Here is a 19,417-nt window from a genome sequence, read left to right on the forward strand (position 1 = left end):
GTCAGGCCATCTCCTCGCCGAGCGGGTGCGGGTTGGGGACGATGTGCCGGGCCTTCGGCCGGCCCGGGGATTTCAGGAAGATCGCCAGTACCGCGGAGGCCAGGCCGATGGAACCCGCCAGCACGAACGCGCCGTGGTAGTCCCATGCGCCGACGACGACCGCGCCCAGGCCGGAGCCGAGGAGCCCGGAGATCAGCTTCGAGCTGTAGACCATGCCGTAGTTGGTGGCGTTGTTGTTCTCGCCGAAGTAGTCCGCCGTCATGGCGGCGAACAGCGGGAAGACCGCCCCGCCGCCGAAACCGGAGACCATGGAGCAGAACAGGAAGAACGGCATGCTGCCCGTCTGGCCGGAGACAAGTACGCCGAACTGCGCCGTGCCGAGCACGATGCAGACGACGATCAGTGTGCTGCGGCGGCCGTAGCGGTCGGAGATCCAGCCGATGACACCGCGCCCGGTGCCGTTGACGAGGGCCTTCAGGGACATCGCCGTGGCCACGATCCCGCCCGCGAACCCCATGTCCTTGCCGAACGGCACCTGGAAGGCGATGCCGAAGATGTTGATGCCGGCCGTGCACAGCAGACAGAACCACATCATCCACAGGACGGGGGTACGGGCGGCCTCCTTGGGGGTGTACTGCCTGACGGCAGGCGGGTTCTTCTCCAGGGCCCGGCGGATCTTCGGGTCGTCGCCCGGCCTCAGCGGGTCGACGTGTGCGGGCCACCAGTTCTTCGGCGGGTCCTTGAAGAACCAGCCGGCCGCGGCCACCACCAGGCACAGCCCGAAGCCCGCACAGGCGAGCACGGTCCGGTAGTTGCTCAGGTCCATGTACGAGGTGAACAGGAAGACGAAGGGCACGGACCCGTAGGCGAAGCCGCCGTTGACGAAGCCCGTCTTGCCGCCCTTGCGCTCCGGATACCACTTGCCGACCATGTTGACGCAGGTCGCGTAGACGAGGCCGGCGCCGATGCCGCTGCACATACCGAAGCCGAAATACGCGACGGCCACGTTCGGCGCGTACGCGAGCGACACATAGCCGATCATCGTGCCGACGGCGCCGACGATCATCGCCGTACGGGCGGGCAGTCTGCCGCTCTCCCGCAGTTGTCCGGCGGGGAAGGCCACGGCCGCCTGGAAGAACACCCAGACGCCCATCAGCCAGAAGATGTGTCCGCTGCTCCACAGATGAGCCTCGTGGAGCGTGTCCTCCGCCGACGTGAACGCGTACTCGGCGGAGCTGGTGCCCATCATGCCCACCCAGGGCAGGACGACCATCCACTTGCGTGGTCGGCCCATGACGTCGGTATCGGACTCACCGATCCGGTACACGCGGCCGTTGCGATCCGTCACCTCCCTGTAGGGGACGGACGTCGACTGGTCGGTGGTTGTCATCGCTCAGCACCCCTTGCATCGAAAGCTCTGGCCAGCGCCCCCTGTCCAATGCCTTTCGCGTGCGCACGGGTCCCGGGGGCCGGCCGACCGCACTGTCGGCCGGCCCCGCGTTCCGCTCACCTCATGAACCGCCCCCCAACAGCCCCGCCGCCCGCGCCCACCGGTACTTCGCGCCGAGCACGGCCACCGGCTTCTCGGTCGTGTACGGGTACGCCACGACCCCTCGCTCGTAGAGGTACTGGCAGGCCTCCTCGACCTCGACGTCGCCCGCGAGGGAGGCCACCACGGGCTTCTCGACGCCGCGCTCCCGGAACTCGGCCACCACGCGCGCGGTGAGCTCCGCGAAGACCATCGGGGGGGTGACGATGGTGTGCCAGTAGCCGAGGACGAGCGCGTGGATGCGCGGGTCCTGAAGGCCCAGCCGGATCGTCGCCTCGTACGTCGACGGCGGCTCGCCCCCGGTGATGTCGACCGGGTTGCCCGCGGCCCCGAAGGGCGGGATGAACTTCCGGAAGGACTCGTCCAGGTCCGGCGGGATCTCCATCAGGGACAGGCCGTTGTCGGTCACCGCGTCGGACAGCAGCACACCGCTGCCGCCGGCCCCGGTGATGATCACGACGTTGTCGCCCTGGGGGGCCGGAAGCACCGGCAACGCGCGCGCGTACTCGAGCATCTCGTTCAGCCCGGGCGCCCTGATGACGCCGGCCTGCCTGAGGATGTCGTCGTACACGGCGTCGTCGCCCGCCAGCGCCCCGGTGTGCGAGCCGGCGGCCCTCGCACCCGCCGCCGTACGGCCCGCCTTCAGCACGACGACCGGTTTCCTCGGCACGGTCGCCCGCGCGGCCTCCACGAAGGCGCGGCCGTCCTTGAGGTCCTCCAGGTGCATCGCGATGCACTCGGTGTGCGGGTCCTCGCCGAACCAGGTCAGCAGGTCGTCCTCGTCCAGGTCCGACTTGTTGCCCAGGCCCACGATCGCCGACACGCCCGTCTTCGTGGTGCGCGCGAAACCCAGGATGGCCATCCCGATGCCACCGGACTGCGAGGTCAGCGCGACGCCGCCCTTGACGTCGTACGGCGTGCAGAACGTGGCGCACAGGTCCTGCCACGTCGAGTAGTAGCCGTAGATGTTCGGCCCGAGCAGGCGCACGCCGTACCGCTCGGCGATCGCGACGATCTCCTCCTGGAGTTCGTGCTCGCCGGTCTCCGCGAACCCGGAGGGGATCAGCACGGCGTTGGGGATGTTCTTGCGTCCCACCTCCTCCAGGGCCGAGGCCACGAACTTGGCGGGGATCGCGAAGACCGCCACGTCCACCTCACCGGGAACGTCCGTGACACTCTTGTACGCCTTGCGGCCCAGAATGTCATCGGCCTTGGGGTTCACCGGATGGATCTCCCCGGCGAAGCCGCCGTCGATGAGGTTGCGCATCACCGAATTGCCGATCTTGCCCTGCTCGCCCGAGGCACCGATCACGGCGACCGACGAGGGCTGCATCAGGCGGCGCATGGACGTGAGGATCTCCTCGCGCGTGTACCTGCGTCGAGGCTTCGGCACCGACTCGGCGAGGATCACGCGGATGTCCGCCGCGACCGCGCCCTCAGGGGTGGCGATCACCGGGTTGAGGTCGACCTCCGCGATCTCCGGGAAGTCCGCGACCAGTTGGGAGACCCGGCGGATCTGCTCGGCGATCGCCCACCGGTCCACGCCTGCCTGGCCGCGCACCCCGTGCAGGATCTCCGCCGACCTGATCGAGTCCAGCATGGACAGCGCCTCGTCGGCGCTCACCGGCGCCAGCCGGAACGTCACGTCCTTGAGGACCTCGACCAGCACCCCGCCGAGCCCGAAGGCGACGACCTTCCCGAAGGTCGGGTCCGTCACCGCGCCGACGATGACCTCCTGCCCCTGTGGGAGCAGCTCCTGGACCTGCACGCCTTCGATGCGCGCGGACGCCTTGTACACGCGGGCGTTCTCGATGATTTTGTGGAACGCGGCCCGGACGTCGGCCGCGCCCTCGACACCGACGATCACCCCGCCGGCATCGGTCTTGTGCAGGATGTCCGGGGAGACGATCTTCATCACGACCGGCCCGCCGAAGCGCGCCGCGTACGCGACGGCCTCGTCGACGTCGGTCGCCAGTTCTTCGCCGGGTACGGCGATCCCGTACGCGTCGGCGATCACCTTGCCCTCGGGTGCGGTGAGTGCGGTCCGCCCCTCGGCCCGCACAGTGTCGAGGAGCGAGCGCACCCTCAGCTCCCGGTCTTCGGCCATCACGTCAGATCACTCCGTTCGACTTGAGCAGGCGCAGTTCCTCGTCGCCGAGGCCGAGTTCGCCGATGTAGACCTCTTCGTTGTGCTCGCCCAGCAGAGGTGAACTGGTCACGTCCACCGGCGAGTCGGAGAGCTTGAGCGGGCTGCCCACCGTCGTGAACTCGCCGCGCTCGGGGTGCGGGACGGTGACGACCATCTCGTTGGCGATCAGCGAGTCGTCCTCGATGATCTCCTTGGTGGACAGGATCGGCCCGCACGGGATGTTGTGGGCGTTGAGCCGCTCCAGCACCTCCCACTTGGGAAGCGTCGAGGACCACTCCTCGATCAGCTGGAACATCTTGCTGAGCTTGGGCAGCCGGGCCTGGGGCGTCGCCCACTCGGGGTCCTCGGCCAGCTCCGGCCGGCCGATGAGCTCGCTGAGCGGCTGCCAGCCGACGGGCTGCACGATGACGTACACATAGTCGTTGGGGCCGCCCGGCGCGCACTTGACCGCCCAGCCCGGCTGGCCGCCGCCGGACGCGTTTCCGGACCTGGGAACCTCCGTGCCGAAGTCGTCGTTGGGATATTCAGCGAGCGGGCCGTGGGCCAGGCGCTGCTGATCGCGCAGCTTCACCCGGCAGAGGTTGAGCACAGCGTGCTGCATGGCCACGTTCACCCGCTGACCGCGCCCGGTGTGCTCGCGCTGGAACAGCGCCGCGAGGATGCCCGCCACGGCGTGGACGCCCGTGCCGGAGTCCCCGATCTGGGCCCCCGTCGCCAGCGGCGGCCCGTCCTCGAAACCGGTGGTCGACATCGACCCGCCCATGGCCTGCGCGACGACCTCGTACGCCTTGAAGTTGGTGTACGGGCCGTCCCCGAACCCCTTGATGGAGGCATAGACGATCCGTGGATTGATCTCCTGGATGCGGTCCCAGGTGAAGCCCATACGGTCGACCGCGCCCGGTCCGAAGTTCTCGACCATGACGTCGGAGCGCCGGATCAGCTCGGTGAGGATCTCCTTGCCGCGCTCGGTCTTGGTGTTGAGGGTGATGCTCCGCTTGTTGCAGTTGAGCATCGTGAAGTAGAGGGAGTCGACGTCCGGGAGGTCGCGCAGCTGCCCCCGTGTGATGTCACCGGTCGGCGCCTCCAGCTTGACCACGTCCGCCCCGAGCCAGGCGAGCAGCTGGGTGGCGGAGGGCCCGGACTGGACGTGGGTCATGTCGAGGACGCGGATGCCTGCGAGGGCCTTGGAGGGCGTTCCAGTCATGCGGGCCACCTCACTTGTACATGGTCTGGTTCATGGTTCCGGGGGCGTACGCGTCCGGGTCGACCCAGACGTTGATCAGCGACGGCTTGCCCGACTCACGGGCGCGCCGCAGCGCCGGGCCGATGTCGGCGGGGTCGCGCACCTCTTCGCCGTAACCGCCCAGCATCTGGGCGAACTTGTCGTAGTGCACGTCGCCGAGGGTGTTGCCGACCCGCTCGCGCTCCAGGCCGTACTTCTGGGCCTGGCCGTAGCGGATCTGGTTCATGGAGGAGTTGTTGCCGACGATGCCGACGAAGGGGAGGTCGTAGCGGACGAGGGTCTCGAAGTCCCAGCCGGTGAGGGAGAAGGCGCCGTCGCCGAAGAGGGCGACGACCTCCTTGTCGGGGCGCGCCTGCTTGGCCGCGAGCACGAAGGGGACGCCGACGCCGAGGGTGCCGAGCGGGCCCGGGTCCATCCAGTGCCCGGGTGACTTGGGCTGGACGACCTGCCCGGAGAAGGTGACGATGTCGCCGCCGTCGCCGATGTAGACGGAGTCCTCGGTGAGGAAGTCGTTGATCTCGCTGACCAGGCGGTACGGGTGGATCGGTGAGGCGTCCGACCTCAGGCTGGGGAGCCGCTTCTCGAGAGCGGTCTGCTCGGCCGCGCGCAGCTCGTCGAGCCACTCCTTGCGCTTCGCGGCGCCCCCGTTGATGCGTCCGGAGGCGGCCTCGGCCACCGACTTCAGGACCAGCCCGGCGTCGCCGACGATCCCTAGGTCGATGTCGCGGTTCTTGCCGACGGTGCGGTAGTCGAGGTCGATCTGCACGACGGTCGCGTCCGGGGAGAGCCGCTTGCCGTAGCCCATGCGGAAGTCGAAGGGGGTGCCGACGACGACGATGACGTCGGCGTGGGAGAAGGCGTACCGCCGCGACAGCTGGAAGTGGTGCGGGTCGCCGGGTGGGAGGGTGCCGCGGCCCGCCCCGTTCATGTAGGCGGGGATGTTGAGGGTCCGTACGAGGTCGATCGCCGCCTCGGTGCCTCGGGTCGTCCACACCTGGCTGCCGAGCAGGATGGCCGGCTTCTCGGCGTGGACGAGCAGATCGGCGAGTTTCTCGATCGCCTCCGGATCACCTGCCGAGCGCGTCGAGGCGCGGTAGGACCCGGACTTCGGCACACGCGCCCTGCTCACCGGCACCTTGGCGTCCAGCACATCGCGCGGGATCTCCAGGAAGGAGGGGCCGGGCGCGCCGTGGTAGCACTCGCGGAACGCCATGGACACCATGTCCGCCGCGCGGGCCGTGTCCGGCACGGCCGCCGCGAACTTGGTGATGGGCGTCATCATGTCGACGTGCGGCAGGTCCTGCAGGGACCCCATCTTGTGCTGGGTGAGGGCGCCCTGGCCGCCGATCAGCAGCATCGGGGACTCCGCGCGGAAGGCGTTGGCGACACCGGTGACGGCGTCCGTCGTGCCCGGGCCCGCGGTGACGACCGCGCAGCCGGGTTTGCCGGTGAGGCGGGCGTAACCGTCGGCGGCATGGGCGGCGACCTGCTCGTGGCGGACGTCGACGACCTCTATGCCCTCGTCGACGCAGCCGTCGTAGATGTCGATGATGTGGCCGCCGCACAGGGTGTAGATGCGGTCGACCCCCTCGGCCTTGAGTGCCTTGGCAACGAGATGACCACCGGAAATCACGTCCTGGGTGTCGTCGGGCATGGCGAAGTCCTGTCCCTTCGTAGGGGGTTCGAACTGCTCTCGCGGTACATTGCATACAGTCGACGAATACTGTATGAACCTTGTTATCCCGCATCCGGTGGGTGGTGTCCAGGGGGCGTGCGGCACTTTTGAGTCAGGAGCCGAAATGGACCTGTACGAACACCAGGCAAGGCAACTCTTCGAGGAACACGGCATCGTGGTGCCGAGGGCCGAGGTCGCCGACTCGCCCAAGGAAGCACGCGAGATCGCCCGCAGGCTCGGCGGTCGTGTCGTAGTCAAGGCGCAGGTCAAGACCGGTGGGCGCGGCAAGGCGGGCGGGGTGAGGCTCGCCGCGGACCCGGCCGCCGCGGAGCTCACCGCACGCCAGATCCTCGGCATGGACATCAAGGGCCACACGGTCGGCAAGGTGATGCTGGCCCAACCCGTGGACATCGAGAGCGAGTTCTACGTCTCCTACGTGCTCGACCGTGCGGCGGGCCGTTTCCTCGCCATCGCCTCCGCCGAGGGCGGCATGGAGATCGAGGAGGTCGCCGCAAGCCGGCCGGAGGCGGTGGCCCGGGTCCACATCGACCCGGCCGAGGGCGTGACCTCGGCGAAGGCGAGCGAGATCGCCGAGGCGGCCGGACTGCCGGCGCAGACCGTCGACGTCCTCGTGCGACTGTGGGAGGTCCTGGTCCGCGAGGACGCCGTCCTCGTCGAGGTCAACCCGCTCGTGCGGACCGAGCAGGGGCAGATCCTCGCCCTCGACGGCAAGGTCACCCTCGACGACAACGCCCGCTTCCGGCAGGCCCGTTGGGGTGCTGAGGGCATGGAGCACGACGACCCGCTGGAGGCGGCCGCCGCCGCCAAGGGCCTCAACTACGTCAAGCTGGACGGCGAGGTCGGCATCATCGGCAACGGCGCGGGCCTGGTCATGTCGACCCTCGACGTCGTCGCGGGCTGCGGCGCCCGCCCCGCCAACTTCCTCGACATCGGCGGCGGAGCCTCCGCCCAGATCATGGCGGACGGCCTCTCCGTCATCCTGTCCGACCCGGCCGTGAAGTCGGTCTTCGTCAACGTCTTCGGCGGGATCACCGCCTGTGACGCGGTCGCCGACGGCATCGTGCAGGCCCTGGACAGCGTGCAGTTGACCAGACCTCTGGTCGTGCGGCTCGACGGCAACAACGCGGCCCGCGGCCGAGCCATCCTCGACGAGCGCGCGCATCCCCTGGTCCAGCAGGCCACCACCATGGACGGCGCCGCCTGCCGTGCCGCCCGACTCGCCACCAGCGGCTGAAGGAGCCCGACATGGCCATCTACCTCACCAAGGAGAGCAAGGTCCTCGTCCAGGGCATGACCGGCGGCGAGGGCATGAAGCACACCCGGCGCATGCTCGCGGCCGGCACGAACGTCGTCGGCGGCGTCAACCCGCGCAAGGCGGGCCGCACCGTCGACTTCGACGACCGTCGCGTCCCCGTCTTCGGATCGGTCGCCGACGGCATACAGGCGACCGGCGCCGACGCCACCGTCGTCTTCGTGCCACCCGCCTTTGCCAAGGCGGCCGTGGTCGAGGCCGCCGACGCCGGCATCGGCCTCGCGGTCGTCATCACCGAGGGCATCCCCGTCCACGACTCCGTCGCCTTCCACGCGCACGCGAAAGCGCAGGGCACGCGCGTCGTCGGCCCCAACTGCCCCGGCCTGATCACCCCCGGCCAGTCCAACGCGGGCATCATCCCGGCCGACATCACCAAGCCCGGCCGCATCGGCCTGGTGTCCAAGTCCGGCACGCTCACCTACCAACTCATGTACGAACTCCGCGACATCGGATTCTCGACCTGTGTCGGAATCGGCGGCGACCCGGTCGTCGGCACCACCCACATCGACTGCCTGGCCGCCTTCCAGGGCGACCCCGACACCGAACTGATCGTCCTCATCGGCGAGATCGGCGGCGACGCCGAGGAACGCGCTGCCGCATACGTCCGCGAGTACGTCACCAAGCCCGTCGTCGGCTACATCGCCGGCTTCACCGCCCCTGAGGGCAAGACGATGGGGCACGCGGGCGCGATCGTGTCCGGCTCCTCCGGCACCGCACAGGCGAAAAAAGAGGCGCTGGAGGCGGCTGGGGTCAGTGTGGGAAACACCCCGACCGAGACGGCGAAACTTGTGCTCGCGTGTCTCGAACGCCGGCGCGCGGCCGCTCATAGTTGATGCGGGGCGACCGTGACGCACCACCGGGTGTCTCACGGCGTCCTTCGTACGACGTCCGCGCACGGCAGTGCGAGCCGGCGCGCGACGAGCCATGCACCCCCCGCCCCCGACTGTGCACCGAGAGCGGAGAAACCCCGATGGCAACAACCCTCACCCTCAAGGCGGGCACGTCCTGGGCCGACGCCTGGCAGCGCTGCCTGTCCGTCGCCCCGGAGGCCTTCCAGGACGACCGGGTCCTCAACCTCTGGAACTCCGTCTGGCAGGCCGACGGCCGGGCGCTGCCCGCCACCAGCCCCGTCGACGGCAGCCCCATCGCCGGCCCGCCCCGCCTCGACCGCGGCACCGCACACCAGGCCGTGAGCGCCTCGCTCGACCAGCACCGCGCCTGGCGGCACGTCCCCCTCGACGAGCGCCGCGCCCGTGTCGCGGCCACCCTCGACGCCCTCACCGAGCACCGCGAACTCCTCGCCCTGCTCCTGGTGTGGGAGATCGGCAAGCCCTGGCGGCTCGCCCAGGCGGACGTCGACCGGGCGATCGACGGCGTGCGCTGGTACGTCGACGGTATCGCCCCGATGGTCGACGGGCGGGCCCCGCTGGAGGGGCCGGTGTCCAACATCGCGAGCTGGAACTATCCGATGAGCGTGCTCGTTCACGCGATGTTGGTCCAGGCACTGGCAGGCAACGCGGTGATCGCCAAGACCCCGACCGACGGCGGCGTCGCCTGTCTGACCCTGGCCTGTGCGCTCGCTGCCCGCGAGGGCATTCCCGCCACCCTCGTCAGCGGCAGCGGAGGCGAGCTGTCGGAGGCGTTGGTGCGGGCGCCCGAGATCGGCTGCGTCTCCTTCGTCGGCGGCCGAGACACCGGCGCGGCGGTCGCCACGGCCGTCGCCGACCTCGGCAAGCGCCATGTACTCGAACAGGAAGGGCTCAACACCTGGGGCATCTGGAACCACTCGGACTGGGACGCACTGGCCGCGGTGATCCCCAAGCTCTTCGACTACGGCAAGCAGCGCTGCACGGCGTACCCGCGCTTCGTCGTCCAGCGGCAGCTGTTCGACGAGTTCCTGGCGGCGTACCTCCCGGCGGTGCGCACGCTCAGGGTCGGCCACCCGCTGGCGGTCGAGAACAGCGACGACCCGTTTCCGCAGCTGGACTTCGGACCGGTCATCAACGCGGCCAAGGCCAAGGAGCTGCGCGACCAGGTCGCCGAGGCCATCGACAGGGGCGCGGTCCCGCTGCACCGCAGCAGCGAGACCGACGGCCGGTTCCTCCCCGGCCAGGACATATCGGCGTACGTCCAGCCGGTCACGCTGCTCAACCCGCCGCCGTCCTCACCCCTGCACCACGCGGAACCGTTCGGCCCGGTCGACAGCATCGTCCTGGTCGACACGGAAGCGGAGCTGCTGGCCGCGATGAACGCGTCCAACGGCGCGCTGGTGGCCACCCTCTCCACGGACGACAGGGCGACCTTCGACCGACTGGCCCCGCAGATCCGGGCGTTCAAGGTCGGTCACGGCAAGCCGCGCTCCCGCGGTGACTGCGACGAACTGTTCGGCGGCTTCGGCGCGTCCTGGCGCGGCGCGTTCGTCGGCGGGGAGCTCCTGGTGCGTGCCGTGACGCAGGGCCCGGCGGGGGAGCGGCTGCCGGGGAACTTCCCGGACTACCACCTCATGCCGTGACCGGCGGCCGGGTGGCGCCCCGCTCTAGGAGCGCCACCCGGCGATCACCTCGTCGGCCAGCCACCGTGCAACTCCTCGCGGATAGGGGCGCGGCAGGCTGAGCACGACGTGATTCGTCCCGGCGGCGACGAGCGCGCGCAGAGTGGCTCGCGTCGCCGCCGGGTCGTCGTAGGACACCAGTACCTGGACGGACCGCGTGATCTCGCCGGGGTCGCGCCCCAGCTCGGCGCAGTGTGCCTCCAGCACTCGCGCGCGTTCGGCGACGAACTCCACGCTGTTGTGCGGCGGGCCGGGGACGTTCCAGACGTCGGCGTGCTCGGCGACCAACCGCAGCAGCCGGGTGCCCCAGCCGCCGATCAGCAGCGGGGGACCCGGCCGCTGTACGGGCTTGGGTTCGTTCCGTGTGGCCTTGAGCCGGAAGTAGCGGCCCTCGAAGTCGAAGACATCCTGTGTCCACATCAGCTTCAGGATCGCGATGGTCTCCGCCAGCCGCGCGATGCCTTCAGCCGGGGGCACCAGCGTCAACCCGTACGCCTCGTACTCGGCGACCGCCGGATTCGCGCCCGGAATCCCGCCCGCGCCCGGCGGCTGATGCGTGCCCCCGACCCCGAGCCCCACCACCAGCCGCCCGCCCGAGACCACGTCCACGGTCGACGCCATCTTGCCCAGCACGGCCGGTGGGCGGACCCGGTTGCTCGTCACCAGCAGGCCGAGCCGCAGCCGCTCGGTCTGCGCGGCCAGCGCGCTGAGCAGCGTCCAGCCCTCGTGTATCTGCCCGTCCTTGGGGCCGGCGACCGGCAGCAGGTGGTCCCACAGCCAGGCGTCCTCTATCTCCGGGACTTCGTCGGCCTCCAGCCAGACGCGACGGATGTCCTCGTAGGGCACATGCATCGGGGTGGTCTTGATGCCGAAACGCACAGTCGTCATATTCGTCAGCATACTAAATCATCAGGAGTGCTGACGATCAGTGGCGGTTACAGTCGAAACCATGGCTGCAGACGCGAGACCCGCACCCCTCGAATCCCGGCTCGGCTACCTCCTCAAGCACGCGCAGTCCAAGCTGGCCACGGCATCCGCCGAGGCCCTCGCGCCGTACGGCGTCGACGGTCATGAACTGGCCGTGCTGGTCGTGTTGTCCGGTGACGTGCCGTTGTCCCAGGTCGAAGCGGCAGGGCGGCTCGGCGTCGACCGCACCACGATGGTGGCGCTCATCGACCGGCTGGAGGACCAGGGGCTGGTGGAGCGCCGGCGCAGTCCGCACGACCGGCGCAAGAACATCGTCGAGCTGACGCCCGCAGGCCGGGAGTGCCTGGGGCGGGCGGAGAAGGCGCGCCGGGAGGTCGAGCGCCGTTTCCTCGCCCCACTGGACGAGGGCACGGCAGCCACGCTCGTGCGGGCCCTGCAGATGTTGCTGGCGGAGGAACGTGGCCCGGAGTGACTGCCGGTACGGTGCGCGGACGTAATGGGCCGATTACCTCTCGTGACACCTTTCAGGACTCGTTCCCACCCGTCCGGTGCCGGTCTCCACGGCCCGGATATGCAGGTGAAAGGCGCTCTGAAACCTTGGTATTGTTGTCCATGTCGCCACGGGGAACACCCCCGGTCAGGCGGCAGACACCTGGTCCGGGTGGCGGAATGGCAGACGCGCTAGCTTGAGGTGCTAGTGCCCTTTATCGGGCGTGGGGGTTCAAGTCCCCCCTCGGACACTCGCTATAGCGATACGCGGACAAGGGCCTCGACCTTACGGTCGCGGCCCTACCTGCATGTTCGTAACTGATCGTGATCCCGAGGGCTTCGTAGAGTGGGCTCTTCTTCTCTGGGTTGACGGCCTGCACCCGTTGTGCGATGTCTCCGAGCTTCTCAGTGATCTCCCGGATCTGGTCGGCGGTGAGGGGAGTTTCCTTCTTTCGGGTGGCGGCAGGTGGCGTGTCGAGCTTCTTGCGTGCTGCCTGCTTGTCTGCCTGTGCTTCGTTGATCCATTGAGTGACGACGGCGGGGTCGGCGCCGGCTTCGAGGGCGGCCTGGTAGCGGGCGAGACGCCGCTCGCACTCCTTGACCATTTTGCGGGCCTGGGTCTGCTGCGGTGTGGGCGTTTCGGCCGCGTTTGCTGCCGCGCTGGCTTGGGCGAGGGCGGTGAGGGTGGCGGTGAGCCGGTCGGGGGCGAAGGCTTTCGCGATCCACCGGTCCAGAGCCCGGCATACCACGTCCTCCCGGAGGTAGACGGTGCGGGGGTGATCCAGCCCGGGGTGGAGGGACTGTTCCTGTTCCTTGAACTCGCATCGGTAGTAGATGGTGTGGCGGATTGTCGCGGGCTGCATCTTGCGCCCGCACATTGCACATCGCACCCGTCCGCGCAGTGCGTACGTCCGTTGCCCCCGCGGCTGTCCTCCGGGGCGTTCGAGGCGCTGCGGCATGCGGGAGCGCTGCTGGCGGATCTGCTTGACGGTGCCGAAGAGCTGGGTGGTGACGATGGCCTCGTGAGCGGCGTTGTTGGACCACACCCACTGTTCGGCCGGGTTGTGTGTCATGCGGGTGCGGTGGCCGAGGGTGACGTCGTCGATGTCGTAGAGGTGCTCCTCCTTGCGCTGTTTGTTCCAGATCTCGTAGCCGGTGTAGCGGGGGTTGATGAGGATCGCTCTCACGGCTCCGGCTTGCCAGGCGGTCTTCTTGCGGTGGGGGTTGCGGGTGGCGTCGTGGGCGGAGGGGCAGGGGGGACCCCGCAGGGCTCCCCGCTCTCGCCCGTCCTGTCGAACATCATGCTCGACGACCTGGACCGGGAACTGTTCGGGCGCGGTCACCGGTTCGTGCGCTATGCCGACGACGTTCGCGTCTTCGTGCGGAGCAAGCGGGCCGCCCACAGGGTGCTCGCCTCGGTCACGGCCGTGGTCGAGCAGCGGCTGAAACTGAAGGTCAACCGGGAGAAGTCGAAGGTGGTCTCAGCCTCTGGCATGACGATGCTGGGGTTCGGCTTCTACTCCCGGGGCGGCGGGGTTCAGACCCGGATCGACCGGAAGGCGCTGGTGCGCTGGAAGGACCGCATCCGGGAACTGACCTCGCGGAAGTGGAGCATCGCGATGGATGAACGCATCGCGGAGATCAACCGTTTCACGGCTGGCTGGATGGGCTATTTCCAGCTCGTGGACAGCCCACGGGTGTTCAGCGGGCTGGACGAGTGGTTCCGCCGCAGGATGAGACAGATCCGCTGGAAGGAGTGGAAGCGCCCCAGGACGCGCCAGGTCATGCTGCGAAAGCTCGGCATCAATGAGCGGCTCTCCCGTGAATGGGGAGGCACCGGCAAGGGCTACTGGCGAGTCGCGGGCTCTCCCGTCCTTGCGCGGGCACTACCCAACGCCTACTGGGACGATCTTGGTCTGCGCATGCTCAAGCCGACCTGGCAACGGTTGAGATCAGCTGGATCAACCGCCGGATGCGTGGCCCGCATGTCCGGTGGTGTGGGAGGAGGGCCGGGCGACCCGGCCCTCCTACCCGATTGTTGGTGGGGTGCTCGGGTTGGTAGTCGCGGGTCGGGTCGATGATCAGCTCGCGCAGGAGTTGGCCGGTGGTGGCGTTGACGATGCGGACGTGGTGGTCGTCGACGAGCAGGATGACGCTGGTTCGGGCGTGGGTTCGTCCGACCCCGATGTGGTGGAGTCTGCCTGCCATGCGCAGGATGACGATGCCGGATTGGTCGATGCGGTCATGGCGGATGCGGGTGTGGGTGTCGCCAAGCCGGCGCCACCTCGCGCGCCTCGTGGAACGCTGCGCGGCCGAGGACGGCTGGATCGAGCTGCCCGCCGGCCGCTCCCAGCTGGAGACGCGCATCTGGCAGTAGTGGGTGCGCCGGATCCCCGCCCCCGATGCCCCGGTCGGATCCGGCACGGCCCGCTGGCTGATCGCCCGGCGCCACGCCGAGACGCCCGAGGAACGGGACTACTACCTGGGCTGGGGACCGGAGGACACCTCGGTCGAGGACCTTGTTCTGGTACCCGGCGCCCGCTGGCGCGTCGAGGAAGCGATCAAGCTCGCGAAGTCCGCCGCCGGAATGGCCGACTACGAGGTCCGTCACTTCCACGGTTGGTACCGGCACATCACCTTCTCCCAGCTGGCCGCGGCCTTTCTGGCCGTACGCGCCGCCGCCGAGCGCGGCGGCGGCCAGGACGCAGAACCCCACACAGGGGGACCCGAGCGACCCCACCGGCCCCGGCCAGCTCGTCCCGATCGCGCTGACCGCCTTCGAGATCGCCCGCCTCCTGGTCCTGATGGACCGTCCACCATCACCCCAGGAGCGGATCCGTCACGGCCTGCAGTGGTCGCGCCGGCGTCGCCTCCACCAGGCCGTCGCCCGGGTCTGCCACCGCAGACGATGCCGACGCCAGAGGGTCGTCCGGCCGCCGCCCGCAAGCACGTTACGAACTACAGCGAACCCGCCGATCCGCGACTGTAAGGGACTGTGGTTCCCGCGTTTGCGCGGAGGGACTCATGGAAACGACACCAGCCATTTCGACGAGGACGGGGACGTGGTGCAGGCGGCGGACTTTCGAAGTCTGGCCAATCGTGCGGCAGAATTTCACCATCGGCCGATGAACCGTCGCTTAAGCCGGAATAAACCTGCCCCCCAGGGCTGCCCATGCTTTCCATTCGCTGGCTCGTCACCCGCGGCAGCGGCTAATGTGTCCGGACGTTTCCAGTCTAATTTCCGAAGAGATTTGAGGAATGTCATGCGGAGATTTCCGTACGCTTCGGCCATGGTCACCGGGGCGTCGAGCGGGATCGGCGAGGCGTTCGCCAGGCTCCTGGCCGAGGAGGGTGTCGACCTCGTCCTCGTGGCGCGGCGGGGTCACCTGCTCGAGCAGCTCGCGAGCGAGCTGGAGTCCGCACACGGTGTGACCGTGGAGGTGCTCCAGCTCGACCTCACCGACGAGAAGCAGCTCGCGATGGCCGAGGAGCGGCTCACGGATCCCGAGCGGCCCGTGGAGCTCCTGGTCAACAACGCCGGTTCGAGCGGCTCCGGTTACTTCGCGGAGCTGCCCGCCGAGCGCGAGCTGCACACGGCGGTGCTCAACGCGGTCGTCCCCCTGCGGCTGTCCCGCGCCTGTCTGCCGGGCATGATCGCCCGCGGTGCCGGCGGCATCGTGAACGTCTCGTCGCTCGTCGCCGTCCTGCCCAAGCCGCGCTCCGCGACGTACGCCGCCTCCAAGGCCTTCCTGTCGTCGCTCGGCGAGAGCCTCGCCATGGAGGTCGCCCGCCACGGAGTCCACGTCACCACCGTGCACACGGGCCTGACCCGCTCCGGCTTCCACGAGGCGGCCGGGATGTCGGCCGATACGCTGTCCAACATCAAGTGGCTGACGGCGGGTCAGGTGGCCCGGGCAGGGCTGGACGCGGTGGCCGCAGGGCAGACGTCCACTGTGCCCGGTCTGGCGTACCGGATCAGGCTCCCCCTCATGCGGGCCATGCCGCGGTCCGTGGTGCGGGCCATCACGCGACGCGTCCTCGAAAGGTGACCGGCATGACCACGTAGCGCTCCCTTTCCCCCGGCACAAGGTCCGCAACAAGGTCGTCATCCTCTTCCACCGGATGAGGCTGCCCTTCGGGCCCATGCACCTGCTCACGGTCCCCGGCCGCCAAAGCGGCCTGCCCCGGACCAATCCGGTGCCCCGGTGGTCGTCGACGGCACCCTCTACATCCTCCAGGCGTACCCGCGGTCCGACTGGGTCAAGAACGCCCGGGTCGCGGGACACGGGGTGCTGCCCCGGGGCCGGCGGGCGCAGCGGGTGGACCTCGTCGAGCTGCCCGACCCGAGAGCAGCCGCCAGGAGGCGATCGAACCGGCGTAGATGGCCAGATGGAGCCGCTCCGGATCACGCACCAGGGAGTCCACCAAAGGTGCGCCGCGGTCCGGTGAGCAGGGCGCTCGCCGAGGCGGTGCCGGCCTCGGCAGCCACCTTGTCCACCTGGTCCAGCACTTCAGCCACCTCGTCCAGGTGAGCCATGGCGGTCAGGGCGTTGGGAAGGTAGCCACCCTGGCCGGGAAATACGACGGCAGCACGCTGATGCATGCGGTCCACTCCACTGTGGTTCTGAGGAACAAGCGGTCACAGGAACGATCAGTCAGGAGGCAGAGCAGGTGGGGAGACTGCGAACGCGTCGTGGGACGGCGCGCCAGAGCATCCGGCAGCGCCCCTGAGGGAGGACACCAGTAGCCGATCGCCAGGGGCGGCCTTCGACGCGGCGGCCAGCGACCAGAAGCGGTGGGAACAACATCCTTTCGCGGACCAAATCGAGGTCGAGGCCCTCCACCCGGACTACGGGCCGTCACAGACACGGGCGTCTGCATGGAGTTGCCATCGACCTCGCCCGCAGCCTTAGAACTCCTAACGAAATGATCTTCGAGGTGGTTGGGTCACTCCGGGACCGTTGATCCGGGGGTGCGGAGTGGCTCGGCCGAAGCCGTAAGGAAGTCGATGACGAGTTGTGGGCGGTGATCGAGCCGCTGCTGCCGAAGGTTGAGCGTCGAGTTCGGCATCCGGGGCGCAAGCGGCATCCTGACCGGCTGGTGTTCCAGGGCATCCTGTTCGTGCTGCACACCGGAATCGCCTGGGAACACCTGCCGCAGGAACTCGGCCTCGGTTCCGGCATGACCTGCTGGCGTCGCCTGGCCGAGTGGACCGAGGCCGGGGTGTGGCCCCGACTGCACGAGGTCCTCCTCGCCAGGCTCCGCAACGCAAACGCCCTCGACTTCTCCCGGGCGGCGGTCGACGGCTCCCACATCCGCGCGTTAAAGGCGGAGCCAGGACCGGACGAGGCCCCTTTGACCGGGGCAGGACGGGCAGCAAGCACCACCCGCGCGCGTCACAGCAGTCGTCCCCGAAGACGTGGCGGAGACTCTGCTGCCCGGGCTCCCGACGCAGTTCACGGCCCTGGCCCAGAGCGCTGATACCGCTGAAGCCATCCAAGCCGCCGAACGACACCTGATCGCCCACGCCCGAACCTGCGACGAGCAGGACAGCGACGCTGAGTCAAGCGGGCCGACGAGAGCCGGCGCCACGCCGGAGACCGGCCCTGGCACGCTGCTCCTGCTCACTTCGCCGGACGCCGCCCACACCGGACAGCTTCAGGCCCTGGCCGCCCGCAGCCGCGCCGACATCCTGATCCTCCTCACCCTGGGTGCCCCGCTGCCCGGCGCTGCCTCCTGGCACATCGACGATGACGGCACCACCACCGGCCAACGCCACGGCTCGCTCCGGCTGTTCCACCTCACACCCGAGGCCGGACGCGACGTTACCGACGTCCTCCTCACCGCCCACGGGCAGCGCCCCCGCCTGCGGATCCTCCCCACCCCCACCCCGCGCTCCAATGCGGAACACCCCGACGGTCGGCCGGAGCCCGAGGCGGAGGACGCACCCGCCCGGCCGCACGCGGTCGAGGTGTCACGGCCGACGCGGACCAAGCCGGTACGCCTCCACGTCCTCGGCCCCATCACCCTCTACGCCCGCGGCCACCAAGACCCCGTCGGCACCAACCTGCGAAGCGAAGCCCACGAATTCCTGGCCCTGCTTGCCGCCCACCCAACCGGGCTCCTCGCCTCCGACATCGCAGAAAAACTCCACCTCGCCCCCGGCAGCGACCAGAACGCGCTCAAGAACCTGCGCCGCGCCGTACGCCGCGCTCTGCGCGCCGCGACCGGATTCGCCGCACAGGAATTCATCCTGCTCCAGGGAGAAGTCCACAAACTCCACCCCGAGCTCGTGGAAACCGACCTCGCGGACTTCAGTCGCAGCCTGAAACAAGCATTCTCCACCTCAGATACGGAACGCACAGAGAACGATGCCCTGACTGCGGTGCGCGACGCCCTTGCCCACTACCGCGGTCCCTTCGCCCATGGCAGCGACTACCTGTGGGCAGACACGATCCGCGAACACCTGGCCATGAAGGCCACCGACGCCGCCCTACGCCTGGCCCGCCAGACCGAGCACGCCAGCGCCGCGCCACGAGAGCGGGACACCGTCCTGGTGCTGCTGGAACACCTGGGCAGCATCCACCCCGACCACGAACGCCTCGCCCGGCACACCATCCGCCTCTACCAAGCCGCCGGACGCCACGACGCCGCCCGACACACCTACACCCGCCTGGAAAGGCACCTCGCCGACCTCGGCCTCCAACCCGAGCCGGCCACCCAGGCCCTCATCGCACCCAGGACTCACACTCGCCGGAAACGATGAAGTCGCAGCTCACCCCCCTGCGCGCCCCGCGGCGAACGCGGTAGTGCGTATCGAGAGAAGTCTCAGATACAGGCCCGATCGCACCGCCCCGTTGCCGCCGCTCCCCCGGACCTGCCCGAGCGGCGTACCCACGACTACACAACGCCAGGGCAGTTGTCCACCGCCTTGAGCGAGACCTGGAGCACCGCCGCGACATCCTCGCGAGTCCGACCAGCCACCAGGGCGGCCACCGCCCGAAGTCGAAGTGCCTCCTGCCCCGTCGGCTCAACTACCCTACGTCCCCCACCAGTTCACTCACACATACAGATCAACGACCCAGAACACCTACCGTTTCGGATCGATAGATGCTGATGGGTACCGTGCCCGCCCACATGCACGAACCGTCGTTATGGCGCGGAGTGCACTTGTTCGCTGATCAGATTCTCGGCGTACTCGACCAATGCATTGATCGTGGAGTACTTCCAAGCGGCCATCTCGTCGATCTTTACACCGAGGTGGTCCTCAATTTCAGCGATGATACTCATGGTGTACACCGAGTCCATCCCGTATCCTGCCAGCTCGAGTTCTGGGTCAATTTTCTCCGTCGGCAGTTCAAGGTAGTATGCCACCCGCTCGATAAGCCACGCTCGGATCTCTTCAGGCGAGCTATCGCGGTGCACCGTTGTCACAACGTAATCCATTCTCTTGGCTGACATGACGGACGGAAGAGTGCAGGAAGTGCGGCTGACCGGTTTT

The 19,417-nt window shown here is 68.9% G+C and carries 16 protein-coding genes, 1 tRNA gene and 1 pseudogene; 10 read left to right on the top strand and 8 right to left on the bottom strand.

Features of this window, described 5'->3' with window-relative positions; all coding sequences use genetic code 11:
- Position 1 precedes the first annotated feature (1 nt).
- The 4 genes from LJ657_RS27080 to LJ657_RS27095 all read right to left on the bottom strand — a co-directional run bounded on the left by LJ657_RS27080 (position 2) and on the right by LJ657_RS27095 (position 6,595).
- The gene (locus LJ657_RS27080) at positions 2–1,390 is read right to left on the bottom strand and encodes an OFA family MFS transporter (protein ID WP_232651357.1); all 1,389 of its coding nucleotides are present in this window, start codon (positions 1,388–1,390) and stop codon (positions 2–4) included.
- 121 nt (positions 1,391–1,511) lie between these two features.
- Positions 1,512–3,656, bottom strand: coding sequence for an acetate--CoA ligase family protein (locus LJ657_RS27085; RefSeq protein WP_232651358.1), 2,145 nt, complete (start codon positions 3,654–3,656; stop codon positions 1,512–1,514).
- 4 nt (positions 3,657–3,660) lie between these two features.
- A complete protein-coding gene (frc, locus tag LJ657_RS27090) occupies positions 3,661–4,902 on the bottom strand; it encodes a formyl-CoA transferase (protein WP_232651359.1) in 1,242 nt (413 codons plus the stop codon).
- A gap of 10 nt (positions 4,903–4,912) precedes the next feature.
- Positions 4,913–6,595 (bottom strand): thiamine pyrophosphate-binding protein, encoded by a 1,683-nt coding sequence (locus LJ657_RS27095; protein WP_232651360.1) that lies wholly within the window; start codon positions 6,593–6,595, stop codon positions 4,913–4,915.
- Between the two features lie 145 nt (positions 6,596–6,740).
- On the opposite strand from LJ657_RS27095, the gene sucC reads away from it, so the two are divergent.
- The 3 genes from sucC to LJ657_RS27110 all read left to right on the top strand — a co-directional run bounded on the left by sucC (position 6,741) and on the right by LJ657_RS27110 (position 10,461).
- Positions 6,741–7,871 (top strand): ADP-forming succinate--CoA ligase subunit beta, encoded by a 1,131-nt coding sequence (gene sucC, locus LJ657_RS27100; RefSeq protein ID WP_232651361.1) that lies wholly within the window; start codon positions 6,741–6,743, stop codon positions 7,869–7,871.
- A gap of 11 nt (positions 7,872–7,882) precedes the next feature.
- Positions 7,883–8,782 (top strand): succinate--CoA ligase subunit alpha, encoded by a 900-nt coding sequence (sucD, locus tag LJ657_RS27105; RefSeq protein ID WP_232651362.1) that lies wholly within the window; start codon positions 7,883–7,885, stop codon positions 8,780–8,782.
- Positions 8,783–8,919: 137 nt separating this feature from the next.
- On the top strand, positions 8,920–10,461 hold the full coding sequence (locus LJ657_RS27110) for an aldehyde dehydrogenase family protein (protein WP_232651363.1): 1,542 nt from the start codon (positions 8,920–8,922) through the stop codon (positions 10,459–10,461).
- Between the two features lie 24 nt (positions 10,462–10,485).
- Here the strand turns inward: LJ657_RS27110 and LJ657_RS27115 are convergent, their stop codons facing one another.
- Positions 10,486–11,388, bottom strand: coding sequence for an LLM class flavin-dependent oxidoreductase (locus LJ657_RS27115; protein WP_232651364.1), 903 nt, complete (start codon positions 11,386–11,388; stop codon positions 10,486–10,488).
- Between the two features lie 61 nt (positions 11,389–11,449).
- Between LJ657_RS27115 and LJ657_RS27120 the strand changes: the two genes are divergently transcribed.
- Positions 11,450–11,899 (top strand): MarR family winged helix-turn-helix transcriptional regulator, encoded by a 450-nt coding sequence (locus tag LJ657_RS27120; protein ID WP_232651365.1) that lies wholly within the window; start codon positions 11,450–11,452, stop codon positions 11,897–11,899.
- 183 nt (positions 11,900–12,082) lie between these two features.
- Positions 12,083–12,167: transfer RNA gene (locus tag LJ657_RS27125), tRNA-Leu, on the top strand.
- On the opposite strand, the gene LJ657_RS27130 is transcribed toward LJ657_RS27125, so the two are convergent.
- Positions 12,132–13,259: a recombinase family protein gene (locus tag LJ657_RS27130; protein ID WP_308117087.1), complete on the bottom strand. Its 1,128-nt coding sequence runs from the start codon at positions 13,257–13,259 to the stop codon at positions 12,132–12,134. The genes LJ657_RS27125 and LJ657_RS27130 overlap by 36 nt on opposite strands.
- On the opposite strand from LJ657_RS27130, the gene LJ657_RS27135 reads away from it, so the two are divergent.
- From LJ657_RS27135 to LJ657_RS27145, 3 genes are all read left to right on the top strand, one after another.
- Positions 13,155–13,997, top strand: coding sequence for a group II intron maturase-specific domain-containing protein (locus tag LJ657_RS27135; protein ID WP_308117088.1), 843 nt, complete (start codon positions 13,155–13,157; stop codon positions 13,995–13,997). The genes LJ657_RS27130 and LJ657_RS27135 overlap by 105 nt on opposite strands.
- A gap of 134 nt (positions 13,998–14,131) precedes the next feature.
- Positions 14,132–14,293, top strand: a complete 162-nt coding sequence (locus LJ657_RS27140) for a hypothetical protein (RefSeq protein ID WP_232651368.1) — start codon at positions 14,132–14,134, stop codon at positions 14,291–14,293.
- A gap of 913 nt (positions 14,294–15,206) precedes the next feature.
- A complete protein-coding gene (locus tag LJ657_RS27145) occupies positions 15,207–15,965 on the top strand; it encodes an SDR family NAD(P)-dependent oxidoreductase (protein WP_232651369.1) in 759 nt (252 codons plus the stop codon).
- 356 nt (positions 15,966–16,321) lie between these two features.
- Here LJ657_RS27145 and LJ657_RS27150 read toward each other — a convergent pair whose 3' ends face one another.
- Positions 16,322–16,519, bottom strand: a complete 198-nt coding sequence (locus tag LJ657_RS27150; protein WP_232651370.1) for a hypothetical protein — start codon at positions 16,517–16,519, stop codon at positions 16,322–16,324.
- A 413-nt stretch (positions 16,520–16,932) separates the two neighbouring features.
- Between LJ657_RS27150 and LJ657_RS27155 the strand changes: the two are divergent.
- Together LJ657_RS27155 and LJ657_RS48685 are read left to right on the top strand one after the other, a co-directional pair.
- Positions 16,933–17,303: pseudogene (locus tag LJ657_RS27155) on the top strand (transposase); the annotation flags it as partial.
- Positions 17,304–17,335: 32 nt separating this feature from the next.
- Positions 17,336–18,682 (top strand): AfsR/SARP family transcriptional regulator, encoded by a 1,347-nt coding sequence (locus tag LJ657_RS48685; RefSeq protein ID WP_232651371.1) that lies wholly within the window; start codon positions 17,336–17,338, stop codon positions 18,680–18,682.
- Positions 18,683–19,068: 386 nt separating this feature from the next.
- Here the strand turns inward: LJ657_RS48685 and LJ657_RS27165 are convergent, their stop codons facing one another.
- Positions 19,069–19,377 carry an acyl carrier protein gene (locus LJ657_RS27165; RefSeq protein ID WP_232651372.1) on the bottom strand — a complete coding sequence of 103 codons (309 nt, stop codon included), beginning with the start codon at positions 19,375–19,377 and terminating at the stop codon, positions 19,069–19,071.
- Positions 19,378–19,417: the final 40 nt, after the last annotated feature.

This window comes from Streptomyces guryensis, from assembly GCF_021261325.1.
In the GTDB taxonomy this organism is placed as follows: Bacteria; Actinomycetota; Actinomycetes; order Streptomycetales; family Streptomycetaceae; genus Streptomyces; species Streptomyces guryensis.